This is a genomic window from Curtobacterium sp. MCPF17_047, from assembly GCF_003234045.1.
Lineage (GTDB): Bacteria > Actinomycetota > Actinomycetes > Actinomycetales > Microbacteriaceae > Curtobacterium.
In genome coordinates this window covers 144,974-166,142 of record NZ_QKSF01000007.1, presented here as the reverse complement: position 1 = coordinate 166,142, position 21,169 = coordinate 144,974, and the positions used below count along the sequence as shown (strand labels likewise).

Genomic DNA, 21,169 nt, shown 5'->3' with positions numbered 1-21,169 from the left:
GTCAGTCGGCCGATCGGGAGCGCGCGACCTCATGCCAGCGTGCGACGAGCCGGTCGATCGCGTCGTGGAAGCGCGCCGTGGCGACGCCCGGCGTGGTGTCCCCGAAGTACCGCTCCACCCAGTGGCGGAGTCGGGCCAGTTCGTCCGCGTCCGTGGCGGCGCGGTCCACCCGCGCCACGACGTCCTCGGCGTCCTCCGCCCGCAGCCAGTTCGCGTCACCCAGGTAGCCGCGCTCGTCGACGTCGGCCTCGGGCGACACCGGTCGGGTGACGATCAGGGGCTTGCCCACGGCCAGGCGGTCGTAGATCATCGCGCTGATGTCGGTGATCGCCACGTCGGCCCCGGCGAGCTGCCAGCCCAGCGTCGGCCCGTCGTCGTACACGTGGTGCGCCGACGGGTCGGCGGCGTTCGCGGCCGTGATGGCGGCGACGATCCGCTGGTGGGCCGACCGGTAGTCCGCGTCGAGCACCCCACTGCGAGGGTGCGGCCGGTACACCAGCCGGTGTCGTGCCGACGCCAGGACCTGCTCCGCGATCGTCGTGCCGTGGCTGGCGATCGACCCGTAGGCGGCCGCGGGACGGTCGCCCTCCCAGGTCGGCGCGTACAGCACGACGGTGCGGTCGTCCGCCGGGTACGGCGGCTCGCCGGCGAAGTGGTCCGCCTGGGGCCGACCGATCGCGATCGTGCGCGCGTCCAGGTCGTAGTCCCAGAGCGCGTCGGCGAGCCGGTCCCGGGCCGCGTCGCCGGCGATCAGCGCGGCGTCGTAGGCCTTGAACTGGTTCGTCGTCATGTACATCTTGTCGCTCTCGCCGTGGTTGACGAAGACGTGCCACATCCGCCCGTACCGCATCATCTGGAAGTTGCGGGCGTTCTGGTTGACGTAGAGCACCACCTTCGGCGCCTGCTCGGTGACGAAGCGCTCGAGGTCGACCACCTGCCGGGCGTAGACGACGGGGACGGGTGACTCGTCCGCCAACACCAGCATCGCTCCGGGGCTGCGGGACAGGATCGCCACCCCGCGGTGCCGGGCCAGTTCGGCGAGCGGGCCGTACCACTGGCGGATCTGGTACATGTTCACCGGACCGTCGGCGAAGTAGACGGCGATCTCGACGGTCCCCGGTGCCGGCATCGGCATCGAGGGCAACCGACGGGCCAGCTGCGACCGCGTCTGCCGCGACCGCCACAGCCGTTGCGCGAGCCGGATCGCGGTACGGGCGTCCTTGACGATGGCCATGCTGTGCTCCTGGGCGGTGGGTCGGACAGGTCGTTCGGTGCGGTGCAGGACGGACGGGAGGCGCGCCTCCCGTCCGTCCCGACCCTGTCAGACGACGGGTGGGCGGCCGGCCAGCGTCATCCGGCCGATCGTCAGCCAGCCCATCACGTGGACCGGCCCGCAGTCGGTGCGCCACCCCTCGGCGACACCACCGAACCAGGTCGCGAGCCGCCGCGGCGACCGCCACCAGCGCAACACCTGGATCGCGGCCCAGCTGCCGACGTACAGGGGCCGGAGCACGGCGGGCAGGTTGCGCCGCGCCAGCCACACCCGGTTCCGGGCGTTGAGGCGGACGTACTCGCGGTGGCGCGCCGGGTCGATCGCCGGGTGGTTCGCGACGAGCTCGCCCGCGTACCAGGTGCGTCGTCCGGCGCCCCAGACCCGCCACGCGAGCTCGATGCCCTCGTGCGCGTAGAAGTACTCGGCTCCCCAACCGCCGACCGCCCGCCAGACGTCCATCGGCAGGACGACGGCGCCCTCCCAGACGGAGAACACCGGTGAGCTCTGCTCCGGGTCGCCCTTCCGGATCCGTGGCACCCAGCGTCGGGGGTTCGCCGACCCGGTGGGGTCGACCACCCGTGGCTGCACCAGCCCGAGCGACGGGTCGTGCTCGAACAGGGCGATGGCGTCGCGGAGGAACGTCGGCGACGGGACCGAGGCGTCGTCGTCGAGGAAGAACACGTAGTCACCGTCGACCTCGGCGGCACCGGCGTTGCGGCCAGCGGGGATGCCGAGGTTCTCCGGCAGGGCGAGCGCGCGGACGCCGTCGGGCAGTCCGACCGGCTGCCAACCGTTGCCGACGCAGACCACGTCGAGCTCGACGCCCTGCTGCGCGAGCACGCTCTCGAGGCCCCGTCGCAGGTCCTCGGGTCGGGTGCCCTGTGACAGGCTCACCACGGCCACGCGCGGTCGGTCGCGGTGCGGCACCGCCTCCCGACGGAGCGTGCCGGGCCTCACGCGCGGACCCGCTTCGACGACATGATCGCCAGGAAGTGCCCGGCGGTGGCGAGGACGGCGAGCGGCAGGAGCGCCCCGACCAGGATCCGGTCGGCCAGCGGGTGCCCGATGACGAGCGCCAGCAGGGCGACGACGAACGTGATGATCGTCAGTTCGACGGAGTGGTAGAGCCGGTGGAACGGCAGGAAGCGGGCGACACGGCGGAGCGTCGCGAGCCGGGCACCCGACGGCGCGGTGACTCCGTCGCGCCGGTCGGCGAGCTTCTCCATGCCGCCGTGCGCACGCGCCACGTGCACCATGTCGTTGAGGGCCTTGTTGAGGACGATGACCAGGCCGAGGGCGCAGCCGATCGTCGTCCACATCCAGTCGACGCCGTGGATCGGCCACGTCGCCGCCCGGACGCCGAGTGCGATCGGGATGAGCCCCTCGGTCGTGTAGTGCCCGACCTTGTCGAGGAAGATGCCGGCCGGGGAACGGGTCCCGCGCCACCGGGCGACCTCGCCGTCGGAGCAGTCGACGAGCATCTGCAGTTGCCCGAGCACGAGCGCGAGCAGCGCACCCCAGATGCCCGGGATGAGCAGCGCGGCCGCGGTGGACCACCCGACCAGGATCATCAGACCGGTGACCTGGTTCGCACTGACCCGGGTGCGGAGCAGCACCGACGTCAGGTACGGCGAGACGTCCCGCAGGTAGAGCGAGGCCGTCCAGTGCTCGGCGTTGGCGCGCGCACGGACCTCGTCCGGCTGGGCGACCGCCCGCAGTTCGGCGATCGAGGTCGGGCGGGTGAACCCGCGGGCGTCCCGGGGGTCCGGCGCGCCGCCGTTCCCGAGGTCATCGTCGGCCATGTCGGTCACCGTCCCGTGTGCGTGGTCAGATCGGAGGTCCGCGTCAGGAACCCGATGATGAAGCCGACACCCCAGCCGACGTGGATGCACGGCAGCACGACGAGCAGCCACGCCCGCGTCGCCGGCACCGATCGCCGCGACACCGCGAGGGCACCGACGACGACGAAGAGCAGGTAGACCGCCGGGATCGCGAACCCGGTCATCGCCCACGCCGACGGCGAGCCGAGGACCGCCCCGACGACACCGACGAGTCCGGCGACCAGCCCGAGGGCGACGGCCACGACCATCAGCGGCGGGACGAAGTAGCGCAGCCCGTTGCCGGCCGGGAACCGCCGTGCCAGTTCGCCGCGCCAGAGACCGGTGGCCACGAACTGACGCACCAGACGTTTCAGGCTCGGGCGCGGACGGTAGGTGACGACGAGCTCCGGCGTGAACCAGACCGTGCCGCCCGTGGTCCGGAGGCGCCGGTTGAGCTCCCAGTCCTGCCCGCGCTTGATCCCCTCGTCGAAGAGACCGACCGCGAACAGGCGCTCACGTCGGAACACCCCGAGGTACGCCGTCTCAGCGGGGCCCGCCTGCCCACCGACGTGGTGCGGGGTCCCACCGAGGCCGACGCGGCTGCCGTAGGCGAGGGCAACGGCCTGCTCGAACGGCGTCCGCCCCTCGGCCCGCATGATGCCGCCGACGTTGTCGGCTCCGGACTCCTGCAGGGTCCGGACGGCGATGCGCGTGTAGTCGGGAGGAAGGACACTGTGCGCGTCGACCCGCACCACGATCGGGTGCTCGGAGGCACGGATCGCGACGTTGAGACCGGCGGGCGTCGACCCGACGGGGTTGTCGACCGCGCGGATCCGCGGGTCGGCGGCGCTCATCTCGGCGACGAGTTCGTTCGTGCCGTCGATCGACGGACCCAGTGCCAGGATGACCTCGAACGGCCCGGCGTAGTCCTGGTCGAGCAGGCTGCCGACCGCGGCGCGGACCTCGGTCACCTCGTTGAGGACGGGCATGACGTAGGAGACACCCGGCAGGGCCTGTCCGTCGTGCTGCATGTGATCCTCGGGGTCCGGCGGGCGCGACACGACCTGGTGGGGCCGCCCCGCAGAGCGGACCGAGCCTATCAAGCACCCGAGGCGGACACCTGGCCGCACCCTGGACCGGCGCGGGAGCAGATCCCGTCGAGCCGGTCCGGCGGTACTGGCCGGTCCCGCCCGTGCCCCGGACGGACGGGAGGCCCGCCACCGGACCGGTGGCGGGCCTCCCGTCAGGGGTCGGTCGGGTCACTTCGAGCTGTCGTAGGTCCCCAGCTGGACGTCGGCGGTCCGGGTCTCGCCGTTGCGGACGTAGGTGACCTTCGTCGTGGCACCACCGGCGAAGAAGCGGACCTGCGCGGTGAGGTCCGTCGCGTCGGCGATCGTGGCGTCGCCGAGCTTCGTGACGACGTCGCCCTTCTGCAGCCCGGCGTCGGCGGCCGCGCCACCGGAAACGACCGACTTGATGAGGGCGCCGACCTGCGAGGCGTTGGCGTCCTCTGTCGCGTCACCGACCGACGCACCGAGCAGGCCGTGCGTGGCCTTGCCGTTGTCGACGATCTCGGACGCGACGCGCTTCACCAGGTTCGACGGGATCGAGAACCCGACGCCGATGCTGCCCGACTGGGCGCTCGACGAGCTCGAGCTGCCGGCGCTGGCGATGGCGACGTTGATGCCGATCAGCCGGCCCTTGTCGTCGAGCAGCGCACCGCCCGAGTTGCCGGGGTTGATCGACGCGTCGGTCTGGATCACCGGCAGGGACACCGTGGTGCTCGCCGAGGAACTGCTGCCGTTGTCGCCGTTGCCCCAGAAGTCGAACGGGCCGTTGCCGTTGTTGCCCTGGCCCTCGTTCGAGTCGCCGCCCGCGTTCGGGTCGCTCGACGTCACCTGGATGCTGCGGTTCAGGGTCGAGACGATGCCGTCCGTGACGGTGTTCGACAGTCCCAGCGGAGCACCGATCGCCACGGCGGTGTCACCCACGTTGAGCTTCGACGAGTCGGCGAAGTCCATCGGGGTGAGGTCCGGCGCGTCGATCTTGATGACCGCGAGGTCCACCGTCGGATCGGTGCCGACGAGCTTGCCCTTGTAGACGCGGCCGTTCGAGGTCGTCACCGAGATGGTGCCGCTCGAGCTGTCGCCGTCGAGCGTCACCACGTGGGTGTTCGTGACGATGTAGCCGTCCTTGTTCAGGATGACGCCGGAACCGGTGCCGGCTTCGCTGCTCGCCGAGACGTTGATCGTGACGACGGAGGGAGTGGCCTTCGCGGCGACCGCGGTCACGACGGTGGCCGAGTCGTAGTCGTTGACGGTCAGGTTCCCGCCGCTCTGCGAGGTGCCGGAGCCACTCGAGGTGGCGTTGCCGTCGGTGGCCGAGTCGGCGGCCCAGACTATGCCGCCGCCGATGAGCCCGCCGACCAGGGCGATGGCCACGGCGGGCAGCAGGAGCCTGTTGCGGCCGGGACGCTCGCGGGTGGTGGTGCCGGTCGACGCGGGAGCGCCGGAGAAGTAGTGGCCGTTCGCACGCTGCTGGTCCGCGGCGTCACCGAACGAGCTCGTCGCGGAGGAGGGCGGCTGGTCGGACGACGGGGTCGGGGCTGCGGCGCCGGAGTACTCGCCGTAGCGTGGGCGGTCCTGGCCGTACTGGCTCTGCTGGCCGTACTGCGACGTCTGGCCGTACTGACCCTGCTGGCCGTACTGCGACGCCTGGCCGTACTGACCCTGCTGGCCGTACTGCGACGCGTCACCGTACTGACCCTGGCCGTACTGACCCTGCTGGCCGTACTGACCCTGGCCGTACTGCGCGTCCTGGCCGTACTGACTCTGGCCGTACTGGCTCTGACCGTATTGCGGGTCCTGGCCGTACTGACCCTGCTGGCCGTACTGACCCTGCTGCGAGTACTGGCCGTACTGCCCGTACGTCGCGTCCTGGGCGTCGTACCCGGTCCGGGCGTCGTTTCCGGTCCGGCCGTACTCAGCGGTCGCCGTGGCGTCGGCGTCCGAGGACGATCCGCCGCCGAAGGTCGGGTACGGGGTCGTGTACTGCTCGGTCGGGTGGTCGGAGGCCACCCTGTGCTCGCCCTCCGCTCCGGGAGTCGTCCCCGCCACGTCCGTGTCGTCGGCGTCGCGGTGCCCGTGCTGGCTGCCGTTCGCCTCGTCCGGACCGGTGGTCTCGTCGCGACGGTCGTCGTCGCCGTGCCCGTTGGGCGTGGTGTCGCTCATGCTGGACGTGCTCCTTTCAAGCCCCTGCAGTCTCCACCACCGACCTGGGCGGTCATGATGGCGCACCTGCGAGGTGGCCAAGCCGATCGTATGCGTCCGCTGTGTGCGCGGTCCGCGCAGGAGGCCCGCGGCTCCGGGGCCGGCACGGGGCGGACGCTAGGTTGGTGGCCAGCGTGCGCCGAGCCTCCCGGCCGGTGCCGCGACGTCGAGAGGGGTCGCTCATGCGGCAGACCGGTCCGTGGCTGCGAGCCGCCGAGGGCGCCATGCTCCTGGGAGCCGACGGGGCGCCCGCGCCGACCGTCTTCGCCGAGATGAGCGCGCTGGCGGCGGCGACCGGGGCGATCAACCTCGGGCAGGGCTTCCCGGACGAGGACGGTCCGGTCGAGGTGCTGGAGGCCGCGGTCCGCGCGATCCGCACCGGTGCGAACCAGTACCCACCGGGCCGTGGCACGCCGGACCTGCGCGCTGCCGTCGCGGAACACCAGGCACGGTGGTACGGCCTGGACGTCGATCCCGACCGGGAGGTACTGGTCACCGCCGGCGCGACCGAGGCCCTCGCCGCCACCCTGCTCGCCCTGGTCGAGCCCGGCGACGAGGTCATCACCTTCGAGCCGTTCTACGACGCCTACGGCGCCCTCATCCGCTTGGCCGGTGCGACGCACGTCACCGTCCCGCTCCGGGCCCCGGACTTCCTGCCGGACGAGGCGGACCTGCGTGCCGCGTTCTCCGACCGCACCCGCGTCGTCCTCGTGAACACCCCGCACAACCCCACCGGTCGGGTGCTGCCGGTCGAGGTCCTCCGCACCGTGGTCGAGCTCGCCGAGCGGTCCGACGCGGTCATCGTCACCGACGAGGTCTACGAGCACCTGGCGTTCGCCGGCACGCACGTCCCGCCGGTCACACTCCCCGGGGCACGCGAACGGACCGTGTCGATCTCCAGCGCCGGCAAGACCTTCAACACGACGGGGTGGAAGATCGGCTGGCTCACCGCTCCCCCGGCGCTGGTCCAGGCCATCACGACCGTCAAGCAGTACCTGACGTTCGTCAACGGGGCGCCGTTCCAACCGGCGATCGCCACCGGGCTGCGACTGCCGGACGCGGTGTTCGCCGGCATCGCGGCCGATCTCGGGGCGAAGCAGCAGATCCTGGCCGACGGCCTGGCCGCCGCCGGCTTCGACGTCCTCCGGCCGGACGCCGGCTACTTCGTCATCGCGGACGCGGCACCCCTCGGGTACGACGACGCCCGGGCCCTCTGCCTGGAGCTCCCGGGGATCGCCGGGGTCGTCGGTGTGCCGGTGTCCGCGTTCGTCCGGCCCGACCACGTCGACGGGTACCGGTCCCTCATCCGGTTCGCCTTCTGCAAGCGGCGGTCGGTGCTCGAGGAGGCCGTGGCCCGGCTGGCGGGGCTCGCCGCGGCTGTCTGAGCGCCTCCCGGCGACCCGTCGGCGTCGGTGGCCCGCCTGCGCTGTCGCCCTCAGCCCCGCGCGCGCACGTCGTACCGACGGAGTGACAGGGACGGGTTGACGGTCCGCACCCGCTCGGTGACCGCGGTGTCGACGGTCGTGACGAGCAGCCCGGGCTCGGCCCCGAGCGCGGCGACGGCGGTGCCGGTGGGGTCGAGTGCGACCGATCCCCCGATGCCGACGGGCGGCGCCTGCCCGACGCCGAGCACCCACACCGTGTTCTCGATCGCCCGCGCCGTGAGCAGCGTCCGCCAGTGGTGTTCCTTGCCCGGCCCGCGCACCCACTCCGCCGGGACGACCACCACGTCGGCAGCACCGTCCTCGGGGGCCGCCAGGCGGCGCGTGACCTCGGGGAAGCGCAGGTCGTAGCAGGTCTCCAGCCCGACCCGGACGCCGTCGAACGTGAACACGGGCAGCTGCTCCGGATCGCCGGGCTCGATGTGGTCCGACTCGCGGGAGCCGAAGGCGTCGTAGAGGTGCACCTTCCGGTACGTGCTGACGAGCGAACCGTCCGGAGCGATCGCCACGAGGGTGTTGCGGAAGCGGTCCGCCGTCTGCGCCGCCTCGGCGACGCCGACCACGAGCGCGATCCCGGTGCTGCGCGCGATCCGGCGGAGCCCCGTCACGAACGGACCGTCGAGCGGTTGGGCTGCGGCGACGAACCGGTCGTCGATCTCCGGGGAGAAGTACGACGTGTACTCGGGGGTGACCAGGAGCCGCGCGCCCCGGGCCACCGCGTCGACCGCGGCCGCCCGCACCGTCTCGAGGTTCGCCGCGGGGTCGTCCACGGGGGCGAACTGGGCTGCCGCGATCGTCAGGGTCGTCACGGTGTCAGGGTAACCGCACGTCCGCCCGACGGCCCCGGACCTCGGCCCGTCGGCTCCGGACGTCGGCCCGTCAGCCCCGGACGGCGAGGACGTCGAACGACCGCCGGAGGATCGCGACCACGTCGTCGTCGCCCGTCGCCCAGGTCGTGATCGACACGTCGAAGCACGCGAGCGCCGCCTGCACGATCGTCCGGGCACGCAGGTCGGTGTCCGTCCCGCGGAGACGATCGGCGACCAGGGGCGTGAGCGCCTCGGCCCACGCCTGGTGCTTCTCCAGGTTCCGGGCACGGAGCGACGGTGTGCTCGTCATCACCCGGACGGAACGACGCCCGGTCTCCGGGTCGTCGCCGCCGTGCACGAGCATCGTCGCGAAGGACTCGCGCAGGGCCGTCCAGACGGGCTCCTCGTCCGGCTGGTCCCGGAACGCCGCGGCGAGGGCGTCCCGGTGTCGTGCCGGATCGCCGATGACCGCGTCCTCCTTCGCCGGGAAGTACCGGTGGAAGCTCCGAGCCGAGATCCCTGCCTCGGCCGCCACCTGCTCGACGGTGACCCGGTCGAAGCCGTCCGCGTCGAAGCGGGCGATGGCCACCGCGGCGATGCGCGCCCGGACGGCGTCGCGCGTGATGTCGCGCAGGACGTTCCGCGTCGGCGTCGTCGTCTCGCTCATGGGGCGAGTCTACCGCGATGACAGGATGAGCCGTACTTGACAGTCTCTGCCAGCATCGGCGTAGTGTGCCAACAGACATCCACTCGAGAGGAGAACGACATGCAGCAACGCACACTCGGACGACAGGGCCTCGTCGTCAGCGCGATCGGCTACGGCGCGATGGGGACGACCTTCGCGTACGGGCCCGGCGACGACACCGAGTCGATCACCGCGATCCGGCACGCCCACGAACTCGGCGTGACCCACTTCGACACCGCGGAGCTCTACGGGTGGGGGACGGGCGAACGCCTGCTCGGCGCCGCCCTCGCACCGATCCGCGACGAGGTCACCATCGCGACGAAGTTCGGCTTCACGCCCGACACCTTCGCCCCGAACTCGCAGCTCGACCACATCCGGCAGGTCGTCGACGCGAGCCTGCGCAACCTCGGTACCGACTCGATCGACGTGCTCTACCAGCACGTGCACGACCCCCGGGTACCGATCGAGGACGTCGTCGGCGTCATGCAGGAGTTCGTGCAGGCCGGCAAGGTCCGCTACCTCGGGTTGTCGAACACGGACGCGGAGAACATCCGCCGCGCACACTCGGTCCATCCGATCTCCGTGCTGCAGACGGAGTACTCGGTCTTCGCCCGCGAGTCCGAGGAGCTGTTCCCCGTCGTGGACGAGCTCGGCATCGGCCTCGTCGCGTACTCACCCCTGGCGCGCGGCTTCCTCAGCGGAGCCGTGCAGCCGCGGAGCGCGTACGCGGCGGACGACATCCGGCAGTGGCTGGAGTGGTGGGCACCCGAGCACTGGGACGCAAACACCGCGGTCGTCGGCGGCCTGACCGAGCTCGCCGACGAGAAGGGCATCTCGCTCTCCCAGCTCGCGCTCGCGTGGATCCTCGCGCAGCGCGACGACATCGTGCCGATCCCGGGGTCGCGCAACCCGCGGCGCGTCGCGGAGAACGTCGCCGCCGCCGAGGTGGCCCTGTCCGCGGACGAGCTCGCGCGCATCGACGTCCTCGGACGCGGCGTCCGTGGCGCACGCGCCACGAGCTGAGGAACAGCGCGAGGCCACGACTCGGCCCGGTGACGGACGGGAGGCCCGGTGCCAGCTGGCACCGGGCCTCCCGTCCGTCACCACAGCCGCCTCGGCGCTGCCGGGGATCGCGCCGTACCGGACAGCGAACGCGGCCAACCAAGTCCGCGGTGAACGCGAAGAAGCCCCGGTCCGTGAGGACCGGGGCTTCTTGTGTCGCATTGGTTGCGGGGGCAGGATTTGAACCTACGACCTCTGGGTTATGAGCCCAGCGAGCTACCGAACTGCTCCACCCCGCGGCACATGGAAAACACTACACGGACCCGAGCGGGGTGCCAAATCGAGCACCCCGCTCGGCGTGTTCAGCCCTGCGGGGCGCTGCTGCCCTCCGCGGCGATGGCGGCCTCGATGGCCTCCTGCAGCTGCTTGTCGGCCTCGGCCGCCGCGACCAGGTCGTTGTCGGCGTACGCCTGCTCGCGAGCCCGGAGTGCCTTGTCGGCGTCGGAGAGGGCCTGCTGCACGTCGGGGTCCGTGCTGCCCGCGGACGAACCACCCGTCGCACCGCCGGTAGAGCTGCCACCGGTCGAGCTGCCACCGGTCGACGCGTCCGACCCGGTGTCCGCCGAGTCCGAACCGGATGCGGCACCGGAGTCACCCGCGGCCGCCCCGGAGTTGCCGCCGAAGAGCTCGTCGAGTGCCTGGTCGAGGGTGTCCTCGAACGCGATCTTGTCGCCGAAGGCCACCAGGACCTTCTGCAGCAGCGGGTACGAACCACTCGAGGTGGACTGCACGTACACCGGCTGGACGTACAGGAAGCCACCGCCCACCGGCAGGGTCAGCAGGTTGCCCTGCTTCACCGTGCTGTTCCCGCGCTTCAGGATGTTGAGCTCCTGCGACACGGTCGGGTCCGAGTTGAACAGGTTCTGCACCTGGGACGGCCCGGGGATGCTGTCGGTCTTCGGGATCGTCAGCAGCGTCAGCTTGCCGTAGCCCTTGCCCTTCTTGCCCTTGCCCGCCCCACTGGCGTCCGACCCGACGGCCAGGTAGCCGGTCAGGACGTTCCGGGCGTTCGACGACGAGTTCTGCTTCGGGATGTACGTGCTGTAGAGCGAGTACGCCGTGCCGGAGCCGGGGACCTTCATCGTCAGGTAGTACGGGTCCTGCTGATCCGGGTTCGTCGCGGTGGTCTGCGTCCCGAGCGCGTTCGTCGTGGTCGTGTTCGTCCCCGAGCCGGAGCCGGCCGAGTCGGAGTCACCCGCGCTCGTCGACGTCGAGGTCGGGTCGACCGGGGTCGTCCACGCGTCGTCGCCCGAGTAGAACGAGTTGGCGTTGGTGACGTGGTAGGTGCCGAGGATGCTGCGCTGGACCTTGAACAGGTCCGTGGGGTAGCGGACGTGCGACAGCAGGTCGGCGCTCATCGAGGAGACCGGCTGCAGCGACGTCGGGAAGATCTTCTGCCAGGTCTTCAGCACCGGATCAGTGGTGTCCCAGGCGTAGAGCGTGACCTTGCCCGTGTACGCGTCGACCGTGGCCTTGACCGAGTTCCGGATGTAGTTCACCTGGTCGGTGCGGAAGCTGCCGGTGTCGGTGCCGTTGATGCTGTCCGTCATGCTCTGGCTCTGCGAGTACGGGTACGCGTTGCTCGTGGTGTACCCGTCGACGACCCACTGGATGCGGTTGTCGACGATCGCCGGGTAGGCGTCCTTGTCGAGCTTCAGGTAGGGCGCGACCTTGCCGACGCGCTGCACCGGGTCACGGTCGTAGAGGATCTGCGAGTCCGCGTTCACGGCGTTCGAGAGCAGGATCTGCTCGGACTGGAACTTGGCTGCGTAGACCAGACGGTTGAAGAAGTTGCCGATCGTCGGACCACCGTCGGCCGCGTAGGTCGTGGTCGCGTTGCCGTCGTTGTCGTCCGATCCGGACGGGTAGTCCAGCTCGACGTCCTTGGTGCCCTTCGGCGCCCCGACGATCGAGTACGCGGGCGAGTTCTCACCGAAGTACACGCGCGGCTGGTACTTGCCGAGGTCGCCGCCGGCGGGGACGCCCGACTCGATGAAGACCGGCTTGCCGTCGCTGGCACGCTGGTTGCCGTACGCCGCGACGACGCCGTAGCCGTGGGTGTAGACGAACGTGCGGTTGTACTGCGTCGCCGACGAGCCGAGCCCGTCGAGGTCGATGTCACGAACGGCCAGGACGGTGTCCTCGGTCTTCCCGTCGACCTGGTAGCGGTCGACGTCCAGCTGGTCCGGGAACTGGTAGTACTGCCGGTACTGCTGCAGCTGGCTGTAGGTGTCCGCGACGATCTTCGGGTCGATGATGCGGATGTTCGCGGTGGTCTGAGCGTCTTCCGACAGCGCACCCGACGTCGCCGTGGTGGTCGCGTCGTAGTCGCGTTCCTTGACGCCCGCGACGTCGTAGGCGTCCCTGGTGGCGTCGATGTTCCGTTGGATGAACGCCGACTCGAACGACCGCTCACTCGGTGCGACCTGGAGGCGCTGGACGATCCACGGGTAGATGCCGCCGATGACGATCGCCGCGACCAGGAGCAGGCCCGTGCCGACGATCGAGATGCGCCAGCGGCCGATGACCGCCGTCACGATGAACAGGATCGCCACGATCGCGGCGATGCCGGCCATGATCTCGCGACCCGGGATGGTCGCGTTCACCTCGGTGTACTGCGCACCGGTGATCAGCGAGTTGTCCTTGGTCAACGCGGCGTACTGGTCGAGCCACAGGCTGGCTGCCTGCAGGGCGATGTAGACGCCTGCCGTGACCGCGAGTTGGACACGGGCGGCACGCGAGATCCGGACCTCGCGGCCACCGAAGCGGAGCGCCCCGTACAGGTACGTGGCGGCCAGGGCGGCGAGCCCGGCGATCAGGACGACCGCGGACGAGTACGCCACGACGGCACGCCAGAACGGCAGCTCGAAGACGTAGAAGCCGATGTCGAGACCGAACTGCGGGTCCGTCTTGCCGAAGGGCGTGCGGTTGAAGTACTCCAGCACCATGCTCCAGCGCGGGGCCGTCGCGAGACCGGCGAAGACGCCGAGCACCGCGGGGATGCCGAGCATAACGACGCGGCGCAGCGGTTCGATGACCTGCTGGTAGCGGTCGAGCTGCGAGTTGAGCTTCGCGTAGACCGGACGGAACCGGAAGGCGAGCGTGATGCTCAGCCACACCGGGACCGCCATGCCCAGGAACCCGGCGACGAACATCGCCGTCCCGGCGAGCCACCTGGTGGTCAGGACCCGCTCGAACCCGAGCTGCGTGAACCACGCGTAGTCGGTGTAGAGGCTGGCGAAGATGAAGAAGCCGATCACCAGTGCGGCCAGCACGATGATCGTGACCACGATCGGGACTCGCGGCGAGCGCCGTCCCGCGGTGGTCGAGGGGTTCGTCACTTGTTGTGCTCCAGACGTGTCGGACCGGCGGCGCCGGCAGGCCGAGCCGTCAGTGCTGACGATCCTATTCGCCCCGGCCGACAGTGAACCTGTGCCGCGTCTCAGGAAGTCGCCACGTTCCTCCCGTCCGGCCGGGAGGCCCGTCCCCCGTCCGACCGGACGTTCAGGTCGTGCAGCGCTCCAGACCGGCGGTGCTGCGGCCGGCGGCGATCGTCTGCAGGTCGGTGACCGCCTGGTCGAGGGTGGAGACGGCGTAGACGTCGAGGCCCGCCGGCACGTGTCCGACGACCTCGTCGCAGTTCGTCTTCGGCGCGAGGAACACGGTGGCGCCGGCCGCTTCGGCCCCGTAGAGCTTCTGGCGGATCCCGCCGATGGGCCCGACCTCGCCGTCGGCCGTGATCGTGCCGGTGCCCGCCACGTGTCGGCCGCCGTTGAGCTTGCCCGGCGTGATCTCGTCGATGATCCCGAGCGCGAACATCATGCCGGCCGAGGGGCCGCCGACATCCTGGAGCCTGATGTCGACGTCGAAGGGGAAGTCGTAGTGCTCGACGACCCCGACGCCGATCAGGGCCGTGCCCTGCTCGGAGCGGGGCGTCAGCGAGAGCTCGCGGGTCGCGCCGTCACGCTCGACCGTGACCGTCGCGGGCGACGAGGTGCCGTGCTCCGCGACGAGCTCGCGGAGCACCGTCGCGTCGGCGTTGGTGCGGAGGGACTTCCCGTCGAAGGCGGTCACGACGTCGCCGGTGCGGACCACGCCCTGGGCCGCGGAGCCGTCCTGGATGCTGCCGACCTCGAGCTCGGTCGGGATCCGGTACCCCTGGTGGATCAGGGCGGCGGCCACGGCGGACTGCTGGGAGTTCGTCATGTCGGCGGCGTCCTGCTTGTTGACCTGGTCGGTCGAGGTACCGGGCGGGTAGATCGCGCTGGCCGGCACGACCGCCTGCGACTTCGTGAACAGGGCCCGGACGACGCTGGTCCACGAGGGCCGCTCGGTCGCGGTGCCCTGCACGCTCACCGTGAGCATGTCGAGCGCGCCGGAGGTCGGGTACGTGCGGTGTCCGTCGACCTGGATCAGTTCGACGTCCTTCGCGTCCTTGCCGGTCCCCTGCCGCTGGGTGCCGATCGTGTTGAACACCGGGCCGGGCATCTCGATGACGTACGGGCTCGGCAGCACGCTCGCGACCAGACCCAGCACGACGGCTCCGGCGACGAAGACCCACCCGACCGTCCGCGATCGCGAACGACGACGGGGAGCGGGGGCGAAGAGGGTCACGCAGGGTCCTTCCGGAGGCTGTTCGCCCACGGCGCAGCCGTCCGGGCGGATGCCCGGGCCGGTCCCAGGTCCGGGCCCGCGGGCAGCGGTTAGCGTAGTCGGCATGCCTGATGAACCGCAGCCGGGGCCGGACGACGACTTCCAGGAGATGCTCCGCAAGCTCCTGTCCGGCGAGGGGCAGATCGACCCGTCGCAGCTCGCCGGTGCCGCCGGCCTGCCGAACGACCCCGCCGCCGTCGCCGAACTGATGAGCCAACTCCAGCGTGCCGCGCAGACCGGGTCGGACGGCATCGACTTCACGGTGACGGCCGACCGCGCCGCCGCCATCGCACGGGAGGGCGCCGAGCCGCTCGACCCCGCGACCGCCCAGGTGTCGGCTCAGGCGTTCCAGGTCGCCGCCCTCTGGCTCGACGAGGTCACCACGGTGGCGGAACTGACCGCCACACCGAGCGTCTACACCCGCGAGCAGTGGGCGAAGGCGACGGCCCCGGTGTGGTCGCAGATCGCCGAACCCGTCGCATCGAGCATCGCGACCGCCCTCACCGAGGCCATCGACCAGCGCGCGCCGGAGGAGCTCAAGGCGATGCTCGGCGACGTCTCGAAGGCGATGCGCGGTGTCGGTGGAGCCCTCTTCGCGATCCAGCTCGGCCAGGTGGTCGGACAGCTCGCGAAAGAGGTCGTGTCCGGCGGCGACGTCGGCGTGCCGCTGCTCGACGAACAGGTCGCCGCCCTGGTGCCGCAGAACGTCGCCGAGTTCGCCGACGGGCTCGACGTCCCGGTCGACGAGGTCCGCATCTACCTGGCGGTGCGCGAGCTCGCACACGCCCGGCTGTTCCGCTCGGCCCGCTGGCTCCGCCTGCACATCATCTCGTCGATCACCGAGTACGCGAAGGGCGTCCACATCCCGTTCGACCGGGTCGAGGAATCGCTCTCCGGCATCGACCCGACCGACCAGGAGCAGCTGCGTGACGCGCTGGCCTCCGGAGCGCTCATCCCGCCGCGGACGCCCGAGCAGGACGCCGCCCTCGCCCGGCTCGAGACGATGCTCGCCCTGGTCGAGGGCTGGGTCGACACCGTCACCGCCGCCGCCACCGCGCGTCTCCCCCGCGCCGGTGCGATCGCCGAGATGGTCCGGCGCCGCCGTGCCGCGGGTGGTCCCGCAGAGTCGGCGTTCGCCACGCTGGTCGGCCTGGAGCTCCGCCCCCGCCGACTGCGCGAGGCCGCCGCGATGTGGCAGCGCGTGACCGACGAGCTCGGCGCCGACCAGCGCGACGCGCTCTGGGCCGCGTTCGACCTGGTGCCCGGCTCGGACGACATCGACGCTCCGGAGTCGCTCGTCGCCCGACTGCGGGACCCGTCGCAGTCCGCCGAGGACGACGCGTTCGACCGTGCGCTCGAGGACCTGTTGAACGATGCGACGGACGACCGTCCACACGAGGACGAGGCGGGCGGGATCGACGAGACCGGCGAGGACGGCAGCGCCGGTGGCCCGGCTGACGGCCCGACCGGCGGCCCCATCGGCGGCCCGCAGCAGCAGTAGTCGTCCCGGACGGGAGGCGCATCCCGCCTCCCGTCCACACCCGGCGGTCCGCCGGGGGTTCTCCACAGATCCCGCTGCCCGCCGCCCGCCGGAGTCCGTGGTGCGCCAGCGTTGACGACATGGGCATCCGCATCGATCCGTCGCTCGAGTTCGTGTGGCGCGACCCGTGCACCGTGCAGCTCGGGGTCGACCCGCCACGCGCCGTGGTGCCGGTCCCGACCACGGCCGAGGAACGGTTCCTCTGCGCGCTGCGACGCGAGACCGCCCGTGACGTGATGGCGGGGCTCGCTCGGAGCGTCGGGTGCGCACCGGCCGCCGCCGCACGCGTCCTGGGTGACGCTGCCGCCGCGGTCGTCGACATGCTGCCGGAACCCCTCGCCCGGGTCGAGGTCGCCGGGGCCGGTCCCCTCGCGGACGAACTCGACCGGATGCTCACCGGGGACGGTGTGACCGTCGTCCGGACCCTCACACCGCGGGGCGGGCCGGTGCCCGAGCCCGACCCGCCTCCGGCGCTGGCGGTCCTCGTCGCCGACCACGTCACTGATCCGACGGTCCGCGCGGCCTGGACCCGGCGCTCGGTGCCGCACCTGCCGGTCGTGGTCGGGGACGGCCGGGTGCGCGTCGGGCCGTTCCTGGTGCCGGGAGCCGGCCCGTGCCTCCAGTGCGTGGAGCTCGAGCGCACCGATGCGGACCCCGCGTGGCCGGCGATCGCGGCGCAGGTGTGGGGGCGACCGGCGGCGGCGCTGTCACCGTGGCGCGCGGCGACCGTCGCGGCGACGGTGACCCGTTCGGTCCTCGACCGACTCCCCCTGGTGGTGCAGCGGCCGGACGCCGAGCAGCTGGTGTTCGACCGGACCGACCTGTCGGTCACGCGCCGGTGGGTCGCTCCGCATCCGCGGTGTGCGTGCCGATCGTTGCCAGGAACCGACTCGCCACCCGGGGTCCGCCCCGTGACGAGCCCTGCGCCGACCACGTCATGGTCAGGGAACGACGAGCACGGGTGATGCCGACGTAGAACAGCCGACGCTCTTCGTCGATGCCGTCGTCGGTGGTCGCGTACGAGATGGGCAGCAACCCCTCGGCGACGCCGGCGAGCACCACGTGCGGCCACTCCAGGCCCTTCGACGAGTGCAGCGTCGCGAGCGTGACGGCGTCGAGCTCCGGCTCGTGGTGGGTTGCCGCGCGGTCGACCAGGTCGGCGGTGAACTGCTGCATGGTCGTGCCGGCGGGCGCTGCCTCGGCGAGCTGCATGATCGCCTGCAGGGCCTCCCACTGCTCACGGACCGCTCCGGTGCCCTCGGGCGCGGTGCGGGTCCAGCCGCTGATCTGCAGGACGAGCTCCACACGTCGCAGCAGCTCGTCGTCGGTCTGCCGGACCGCCTCGCCGCGCATGTGGTGCACCGCGAGCTTGACCTCCGGCCGGTCGAAGAAGCGCTTGCCGCCCTGCACCCGGTACGGGATCCCGTTGCGGGCGAGCGCCGACTCGATCGCGGCGGACTGTGCGCCGACGCGGAACAGCACCGCACAGTCGCCGTACGCGGCACCGCCGGTCACCAGTTCGGCGATCCGGCGGGCGATGGTCGCGGCCTCGTCACCGTCGTGCACGCAGGGCAGCACGACCGGGTCGGGTCCGGGCGTGGTCTCCTGCGCGACGAGGTCCAGCGCTCCCGGCTGCCCGCGCATCAGGGCGTTCGCGGCGTGCACGACCTCCCGAGTGGACCGGTAGTTCCGCTCGAGCCGGAGGACGGACGCGCGCGGGAACTCCGACCCGAAACCGAGCAGGTAGCGGCTCGACGCTCCCGTGAACGAGTAGATCGTCTGGCTGGCGTCCCCGACGACGCACAGGTCGTCCCGACCGCCGAGCCAGGCCCGGAGCAGGTCGTGCTGCACGGGCGAGACGTCCTGGTACTCGTCCACCACGAAGAACCGGTACTGCTGCCGGACGTAGGACGCCACCCGGGGCTCGGACTCCACCATGCCGAGGGTCAGCAGGAGCACGTCCTCGAAGTCCATCTGTCGGCGGTCGTCCTTGAGCCGCTCGTAGGCGCGCATCAGGTCGACGACCCGCGACGGCGAGGTGTCCCGTGGCATGGTGCGCTCGGGTGCGGCCGCCTCGTACTCGTCGTAGGTGAGCCGCTGCACCTTCCGCCACTCGACCTCGCCGGCCAGGTCCCGCAGGGTCGGGGTGTCGACCCGCAGGCCGATCGTGTCGGCCGCGTGCGCGATCACCCGGCCCTTCGACTCCACCAGGCCGGGGGCGTGGCCGCCGACGGTGTCCGGCCAGAAGTACCCGAGCTGCGACATCGCCGCCGCGTGGAACGTCCGGGCCTGCACGGCTCCGGCGCCCAGGGCACGCAGCCGGGAGCGCAGCTCACCGGCCGCGCGGGTGGTGAAGGTCAGGGCCAGGACGTGGTTCGGCGAGTAGGTGCCGGTCGCGACGCCGTAGGCGATCCGGTGGGTGATCGCCCGGGTCTTGCCCGTGCCGGCGCCGGCCAGGACCGCGACCGGCCCGAGGAGCGTCCGGGCGACGGTGCGCTGCTCCGCGTCGAGCGCGGCGAGCAGGGCGTCCGGCGACGGGGTCGTCGGGTCGGCGGGACCGGCTGCGAGGGTCACGGCAGGTCGAGCGGCCCGCCGTACCACTCCTCGATGATCACGCGGGCGATGGAGGTCCGGCCGGGCAGCAGGACGGTCTTCCCGGCCTGGTCGCGGATCTCGTCCCGCGAGAACCAGCGGACGTCGATGATCTCCACCCCGTCGGGGCGGGCGGTGGACGGGTCGCCGTCGACCGCCCGGGCACGGAACCCGACCATCAGCGACGCGGGGAACGGCCACGGCTGCGAGCCGAGGTACTCGGGCTCCTCGATGGTGACGCCGGCCTCTTCGAAGACCTCGCGGCGGACGGCGTCCTCGAGGGACTCCCCCGGCTCGACGAACCCGGCGAGCAACGAGTACCGGTTCGCGTCCCAGGCGGCGTTCGAGCCGAGCAGGATCCGGTCCTGCCCGTCGGTGATCCCGACGATGATCGCGGCATCGGTGCGGGGGAAGTGCTGGTGGCCCTCGGGGTCGCGGCGGACCCAGCCGCCCACGGTGGACTCGGTCGGCGAACCGGTTCGCGGCGAGAACCCGTGCACGGCGTGCCAGTTCGCCATCGCGACGGCCTCGACCGCCAGGCCCTGGTCGCGGGCGGAGAGTTCGGTGCCGAACATGCGGAGGTTCTCCCACGCGTCGGTGTCCGGTTCGATCCGGGCGGCCGCCGCGTCGTCGACGAGCGCCGCGACGAAGCGGGTGCCCGCCGGGGCGTCCGGGGCGTCGCTGACCGCACGACCGAGGTAGAGCAGGGTGGCGTCGTCCGGCACCTGGTCGGCGTCGACGAACCGCAGCGTGCCGTCGGCGTTCCGCAGCATCGCGCCGCCGTGGACGGGCAGGAAGCGGGTGGTCGGGTCGGCGCGCAGCACCCGCTCGAGGTCGGGCGTGGAACGGTGCTCCGCGTCGCGGTCGAGCTCGTTGCGGGCGAGCGGCAGCCGGGCGGCGAACTCCACGGTCACACGGATCTCCTGGTGGTCGACACGTCCCGGGTCAGCGTGGCGCGCACCGATCGGATGCGCCGCGGACCTACCCTGTTGGGCATGGCGGGATCGCAGTTCACTCTAGCCGCGTTGGCGACCACGGCCGTGCCCGGACTGGTCCTGACCGGCACACGCACGCTCGGCTCGGTGGCCGGTGGCGACTACGAGTCGGCCGTCGTCCGCGACGTCGACGGACGGTCCTCGGCGATCCGCCGGCCCCGGAACCAGCGGGCGGAAGCGCGTCAGTCCGCCGACCTCGTCGCGATCCGCGCCCTGAGCGCCGGGATCCGCACGCGCCTCCCGTTCGCCGTCCCGGAGTACCGCGGCCAGGCACCCATCGGGTCGACCCGAGCCATCCTGACCTCCTACGTCGAGGGCGAGCACCCCGCGCTCCGTGACCTGACCGACCGGCCCGAGCTCGCCACCAGCGTCGGCCGGGCGATCGCCGCACTGCACGTCCTGCCGACGAGCTTCGTCACCGACGCCGGCCTGCCGTCCCTCACCCCCTTCGAGGTGCTGCGGTCCGCGGTGTCCGTGATGGACCGGGCCGTCGCGACGAAGCTGGTGCCGGACGCGCTCCGGGAACGCTGGGAGGGCGCCGCCCGCGACCAGCAGCTGTGGCAGTTCACGCCCACGGTCGTGCACGGGTCGCTCGGCCTCGACTCGATCCTGGTCCGCGGCGACGACGTCACCGGGGTCCTCGGCTGGGGCGAGCTGCGTCTCGGCGACCCGGCGAAGGACCTGGCGTGGGTGCTCGCCGGACGCCGTGAGGCGTTCGACACCGTCCTCAGCGCCTACACCGCCGGTGGCGGCGGCCGTGACCGGCAGCTCGGGCAGCGTGCACGCGTGCACCACGAACTCGAGACGGCGCAGTGGCTGCTGCACGGTGTGCAGGTCAAGAGCACCGAGGTCGTCGACGACGCCGTCGCGATGATGCACCGCCTCGCCGAGGCCGTGCACGCCCCGTCCGCCGCGCCGCTGCAGGCGGTGTCGCCGGAGACGATGGAGATCGGCGAGGTCGAGCAGCTGCTCTCGTCCACCGAGCGCCGCCACAGCTGACGCGGCGGGCACAGGCCCGGCCCGCGGGAC

General features: G+C 71.9%; 15 protein-coding genes, 1 tRNA gene and 1 pseudogene. 5 read left to right on the top strand and 12 right to left on the bottom strand.

Annotation, left to right across the window (positions count from 1 at the left end):
• Nucleotide 1 precedes the first annotated feature (1 nt).
• From DEJ33_RS09230 to DEJ33_RS17470, 5 genes are all read right to left on the bottom strand, one after another.
• Complete coding sequence (locus DEJ33_RS09230; protein WP_111078664.1) at nucleotides 2–1,234, bottom strand: CDP-glycerol glycerophosphotransferase family protein; 1,233 nt, start codon at nucleotides 1,232–1,234, stop codon at nucleotides 2–4.
• Between the two features lie 87 nt (nucleotides 1,235–1,321).
• Nucleotides 1,322–2,176 carry a glycosyltransferase family 2 protein gene (locus tag DEJ33_RS09225; protein WP_258374632.1) on the bottom strand — a complete coding sequence of 285 codons (855 nt, stop codon included), beginning with the start codon at nucleotides 2,174–2,176 and terminating at the stop codon, nucleotides 1,322–1,324.
• 50 nt (nucleotides 2,177–2,226) lie between these two features.
• On the bottom strand, nucleotides 2,227–3,075 hold the full coding sequence (locus DEJ33_RS09220; protein WP_111078701.1) for a CDP-alcohol phosphatidyltransferase family protein: 849 nt from the start codon (nucleotides 3,073–3,075) through the stop codon (nucleotides 2,227–2,229).
• Nucleotides 3,076–3,080: 5 nt separating this feature from the next.
• Nucleotides 3,081–4,124: a glycosyltransferase family 2 protein gene (locus DEJ33_RS09215; protein WP_111078663.1), complete on the bottom strand. Its 1,044-nt coding sequence runs from the start codon at nucleotides 4,122–4,124 to the stop codon at nucleotides 3,081–3,083.
• A 228-nt stretch (nucleotides 4,125–4,352) separates the two neighbouring features.
• Entirely contained in the window at nucleotides 4,353–6,323 is a 1,971-nt protein-coding gene (locus DEJ33_RS17470; protein ID WP_111194794.1) for a S1C family serine protease, read from the bottom strand.
• Between the two features lie 221 nt (nucleotides 6,324–6,544).
• On the opposite strand from DEJ33_RS17470, the gene DEJ33_RS09205 reads away from it, so the two are divergent.
• Entirely contained in the window at nucleotides 6,545–7,747 is a 1,203-nt protein-coding gene (locus DEJ33_RS09205) for an aminotransferase class I/II-fold pyridoxal phosphate-dependent enzyme (RefSeq protein ID WP_111194793.1), read from the top strand.
• A gap of 50 nt (nucleotides 7,748–7,797) precedes the next feature.
• On the opposite strand, the gene DEJ33_RS09200 is transcribed toward DEJ33_RS09205, so the two are convergent.
• Together DEJ33_RS09200 and DEJ33_RS09195 are read right to left on the bottom strand one after the other, a co-directional pair.
• Nucleotides 7,798–8,613 (bottom strand): carbon-nitrogen hydrolase family protein, encoded by an 816-nt coding sequence (locus DEJ33_RS09200; protein WP_111194792.1) that lies wholly within the window; start codon nucleotides 8,611–8,613, stop codon nucleotides 7,798–7,800.
• Between the two features lie 70 nt (nucleotides 8,614–8,683).
• Nucleotides 8,684–9,280 carry a TetR family transcriptional regulator gene (locus DEJ33_RS09195; RefSeq protein ID WP_111194791.1) on the bottom strand — a complete coding sequence of 199 codons (597 nt, stop codon included), beginning with the start codon at nucleotides 9,278–9,280 and terminating at the stop codon, nucleotides 8,684–8,686.
• A gap of 99 nt (nucleotides 9,281–9,379) precedes the next feature.
• Between DEJ33_RS09195 and DEJ33_RS09190 the strand changes: the two genes are divergently transcribed.
• Nucleotides 9,380–10,321: an aldo/keto reductase gene (locus DEJ33_RS09190; RefSeq protein ID WP_111078658.1), complete on the top strand. Its 942-nt coding sequence runs from the start codon at nucleotides 9,380–9,382 to the stop codon at nucleotides 10,319–10,321.
• Nucleotides 10,322–10,522: 201 nt separating this feature from the next.
• Here the strand turns inward: DEJ33_RS09190 and DEJ33_RS09185 are convergent.
• From DEJ33_RS09185 to DEJ33_RS09175, 3 genes are all read right to left on the bottom strand, one after another.
• A tRNA-Met gene (locus DEJ33_RS09185) sits at nucleotides 10,523–10,599 on the bottom strand.
• A 63-nt stretch (nucleotides 10,600–10,662) separates the two neighbouring features.
• Nucleotides 10,663–13,650, bottom strand: coding sequence for a UPF0182 family protein (locus DEJ33_RS09180; protein WP_181437288.1), 2,988 nt, complete (start codon nucleotides 13,648–13,650; stop codon nucleotides 10,663–10,665).
• A 214-nt stretch (nucleotides 13,651–13,864) separates the two neighbouring features.
• Nucleotides 13,865–14,974, bottom strand: a complete 1,110-nt coding sequence (locus tag DEJ33_RS09175; protein WP_258374634.1) for a PDZ domain-containing protein — start codon at nucleotides 14,972–14,974, stop codon at nucleotides 13,865–13,867.
• 103 nt (nucleotides 14,975–15,077) lie between these two features.
• On the opposite strand from DEJ33_RS09175, the gene DEJ33_RS09170 reads away from it, so the two are divergent.
• Together DEJ33_RS09170 and DEJ33_RS17680 are read left to right on the top strand one after the other, a co-directional pair.
• Nucleotides 15,078–16,514: a zinc-dependent metalloprotease gene (locus tag DEJ33_RS09170; RefSeq protein ID WP_111078656.1), complete on the top strand. Its 1,437-nt coding sequence runs from the start codon at nucleotides 15,078–15,080 to the stop codon at nucleotides 16,512–16,514.
• A gap of 119 nt (nucleotides 16,515–16,633) precedes the next feature.
• A pseudogene (locus DEJ33_RS17680) lies at nucleotides 16,634–17,431 on the top strand (TOMM precursor leader peptide-binding protein); the annotation flags it as partial.
• Here DEJ33_RS17680 and DEJ33_RS09160 read toward each other — a convergent pair.
• Together DEJ33_RS09160 and nudC are read right to left on the bottom strand one after the other, a co-directional pair.
• Nucleotides 17,382–19,127 carry an ATP-dependent helicase gene (locus DEJ33_RS09160; protein ID WP_181432908.1) on the bottom strand — a complete coding sequence of 582 codons (1,746 nt, stop codon included), beginning with the start codon at nucleotides 19,125–19,127 and terminating at the stop codon, nucleotides 17,382–17,384. The pseudogene DEJ33_RS17680 and the gene DEJ33_RS09160 overlap by 50 nt on opposite strands.
• On the bottom strand, nucleotides 19,124–20,059 hold the full coding sequence (gene nudC, locus DEJ33_RS09155) for an NAD(+) diphosphatase (RefSeq protein ID WP_111078655.1): 936 nt from the start codon (nucleotides 20,057–20,059) through the stop codon (nucleotides 19,124–19,126). Before nudC ends, DEJ33_RS09160 begins: the two co-directional genes overlap by 4 nt.
• An 81-nt stretch (nucleotides 20,060–20,140) precedes the next feature.
• Between nudC and DEJ33_RS09150 the strand changes: the two genes are divergently transcribed.
• Complete coding sequence (locus DEJ33_RS09150) at nucleotides 20,141–21,139, top strand: phosphotransferase (protein ID WP_110903384.1); 999 nt, start codon at nucleotides 20,141–20,143, stop codon at nucleotides 21,137–21,139.
• Nucleotides 21,140–21,169: the final 30 nt, after the last annotated feature.

Excerpts from the sequence above, each read along its gene's own strand:
- DEJ33_RS17470 (WP_111194794.1), bottom strand. The coding sequence starts at position 6,323 with ATGAGCGACACCACGCCCAACGGGCACGGCGACGACGACCGTCGCGAC.
- DEJ33_RS09150 (WP_110903384.1), top strand. The coding sequence starts at position 20,141 with ATGGCGGGATCGCAGTTCACTCTAGCCGCGTTGGCGACCACGGCCGTG.
- DEJ33_RS09220 (WP_111078701.1), bottom strand. The coding sequence starts at position 3,075 with ATGGCCGACGATGACCTCGGGAACGGCGGCGCGCCGGACCCCCGGGAC.
- DEJ33_RS09230 (WP_111078664.1), bottom strand. The coding sequence starts at position 1,234 with ATGGCCATCGTCAAGGACGCCCGTACCGCGATCCGGCTCGCGCAACGG.
- DEJ33_RS09205 (WP_111194793.1), top strand. The coding sequence starts at position 6,545 with ATGCGGCAGACCGGTCCGTGGCTGCGAGCCGCCGAGGGCGCCATGCTC.
- DEJ33_RS09190 (WP_111078658.1), top strand. The coding sequence starts at position 9,380 with ATGCAGCAACGCACACTCGGACGACAGGGCCTCGTCGTCAGCGCGATC.
- DEJ33_RS09215 (WP_111078663.1), bottom strand. The coding sequence starts at position 4,124 with ATGCAGCACGACGGACAGGCCCTGCCGGGTGTCTCCTACGTCATGCCC.
- DEJ33_RS09195 (WP_111194791.1), bottom strand. The coding sequence starts at position 9,280 with ATGAGCGAGACGACGACGCCGACGCGGAACGTCCTGCGCGACATCACG.
- DEJ33_RS09170 (WP_111078656.1), top strand. The coding sequence starts at position 15,078 with ATGCCTGATGAACCGCAGCCGGGGCCGGACGACGACTTCCAGGAGATG.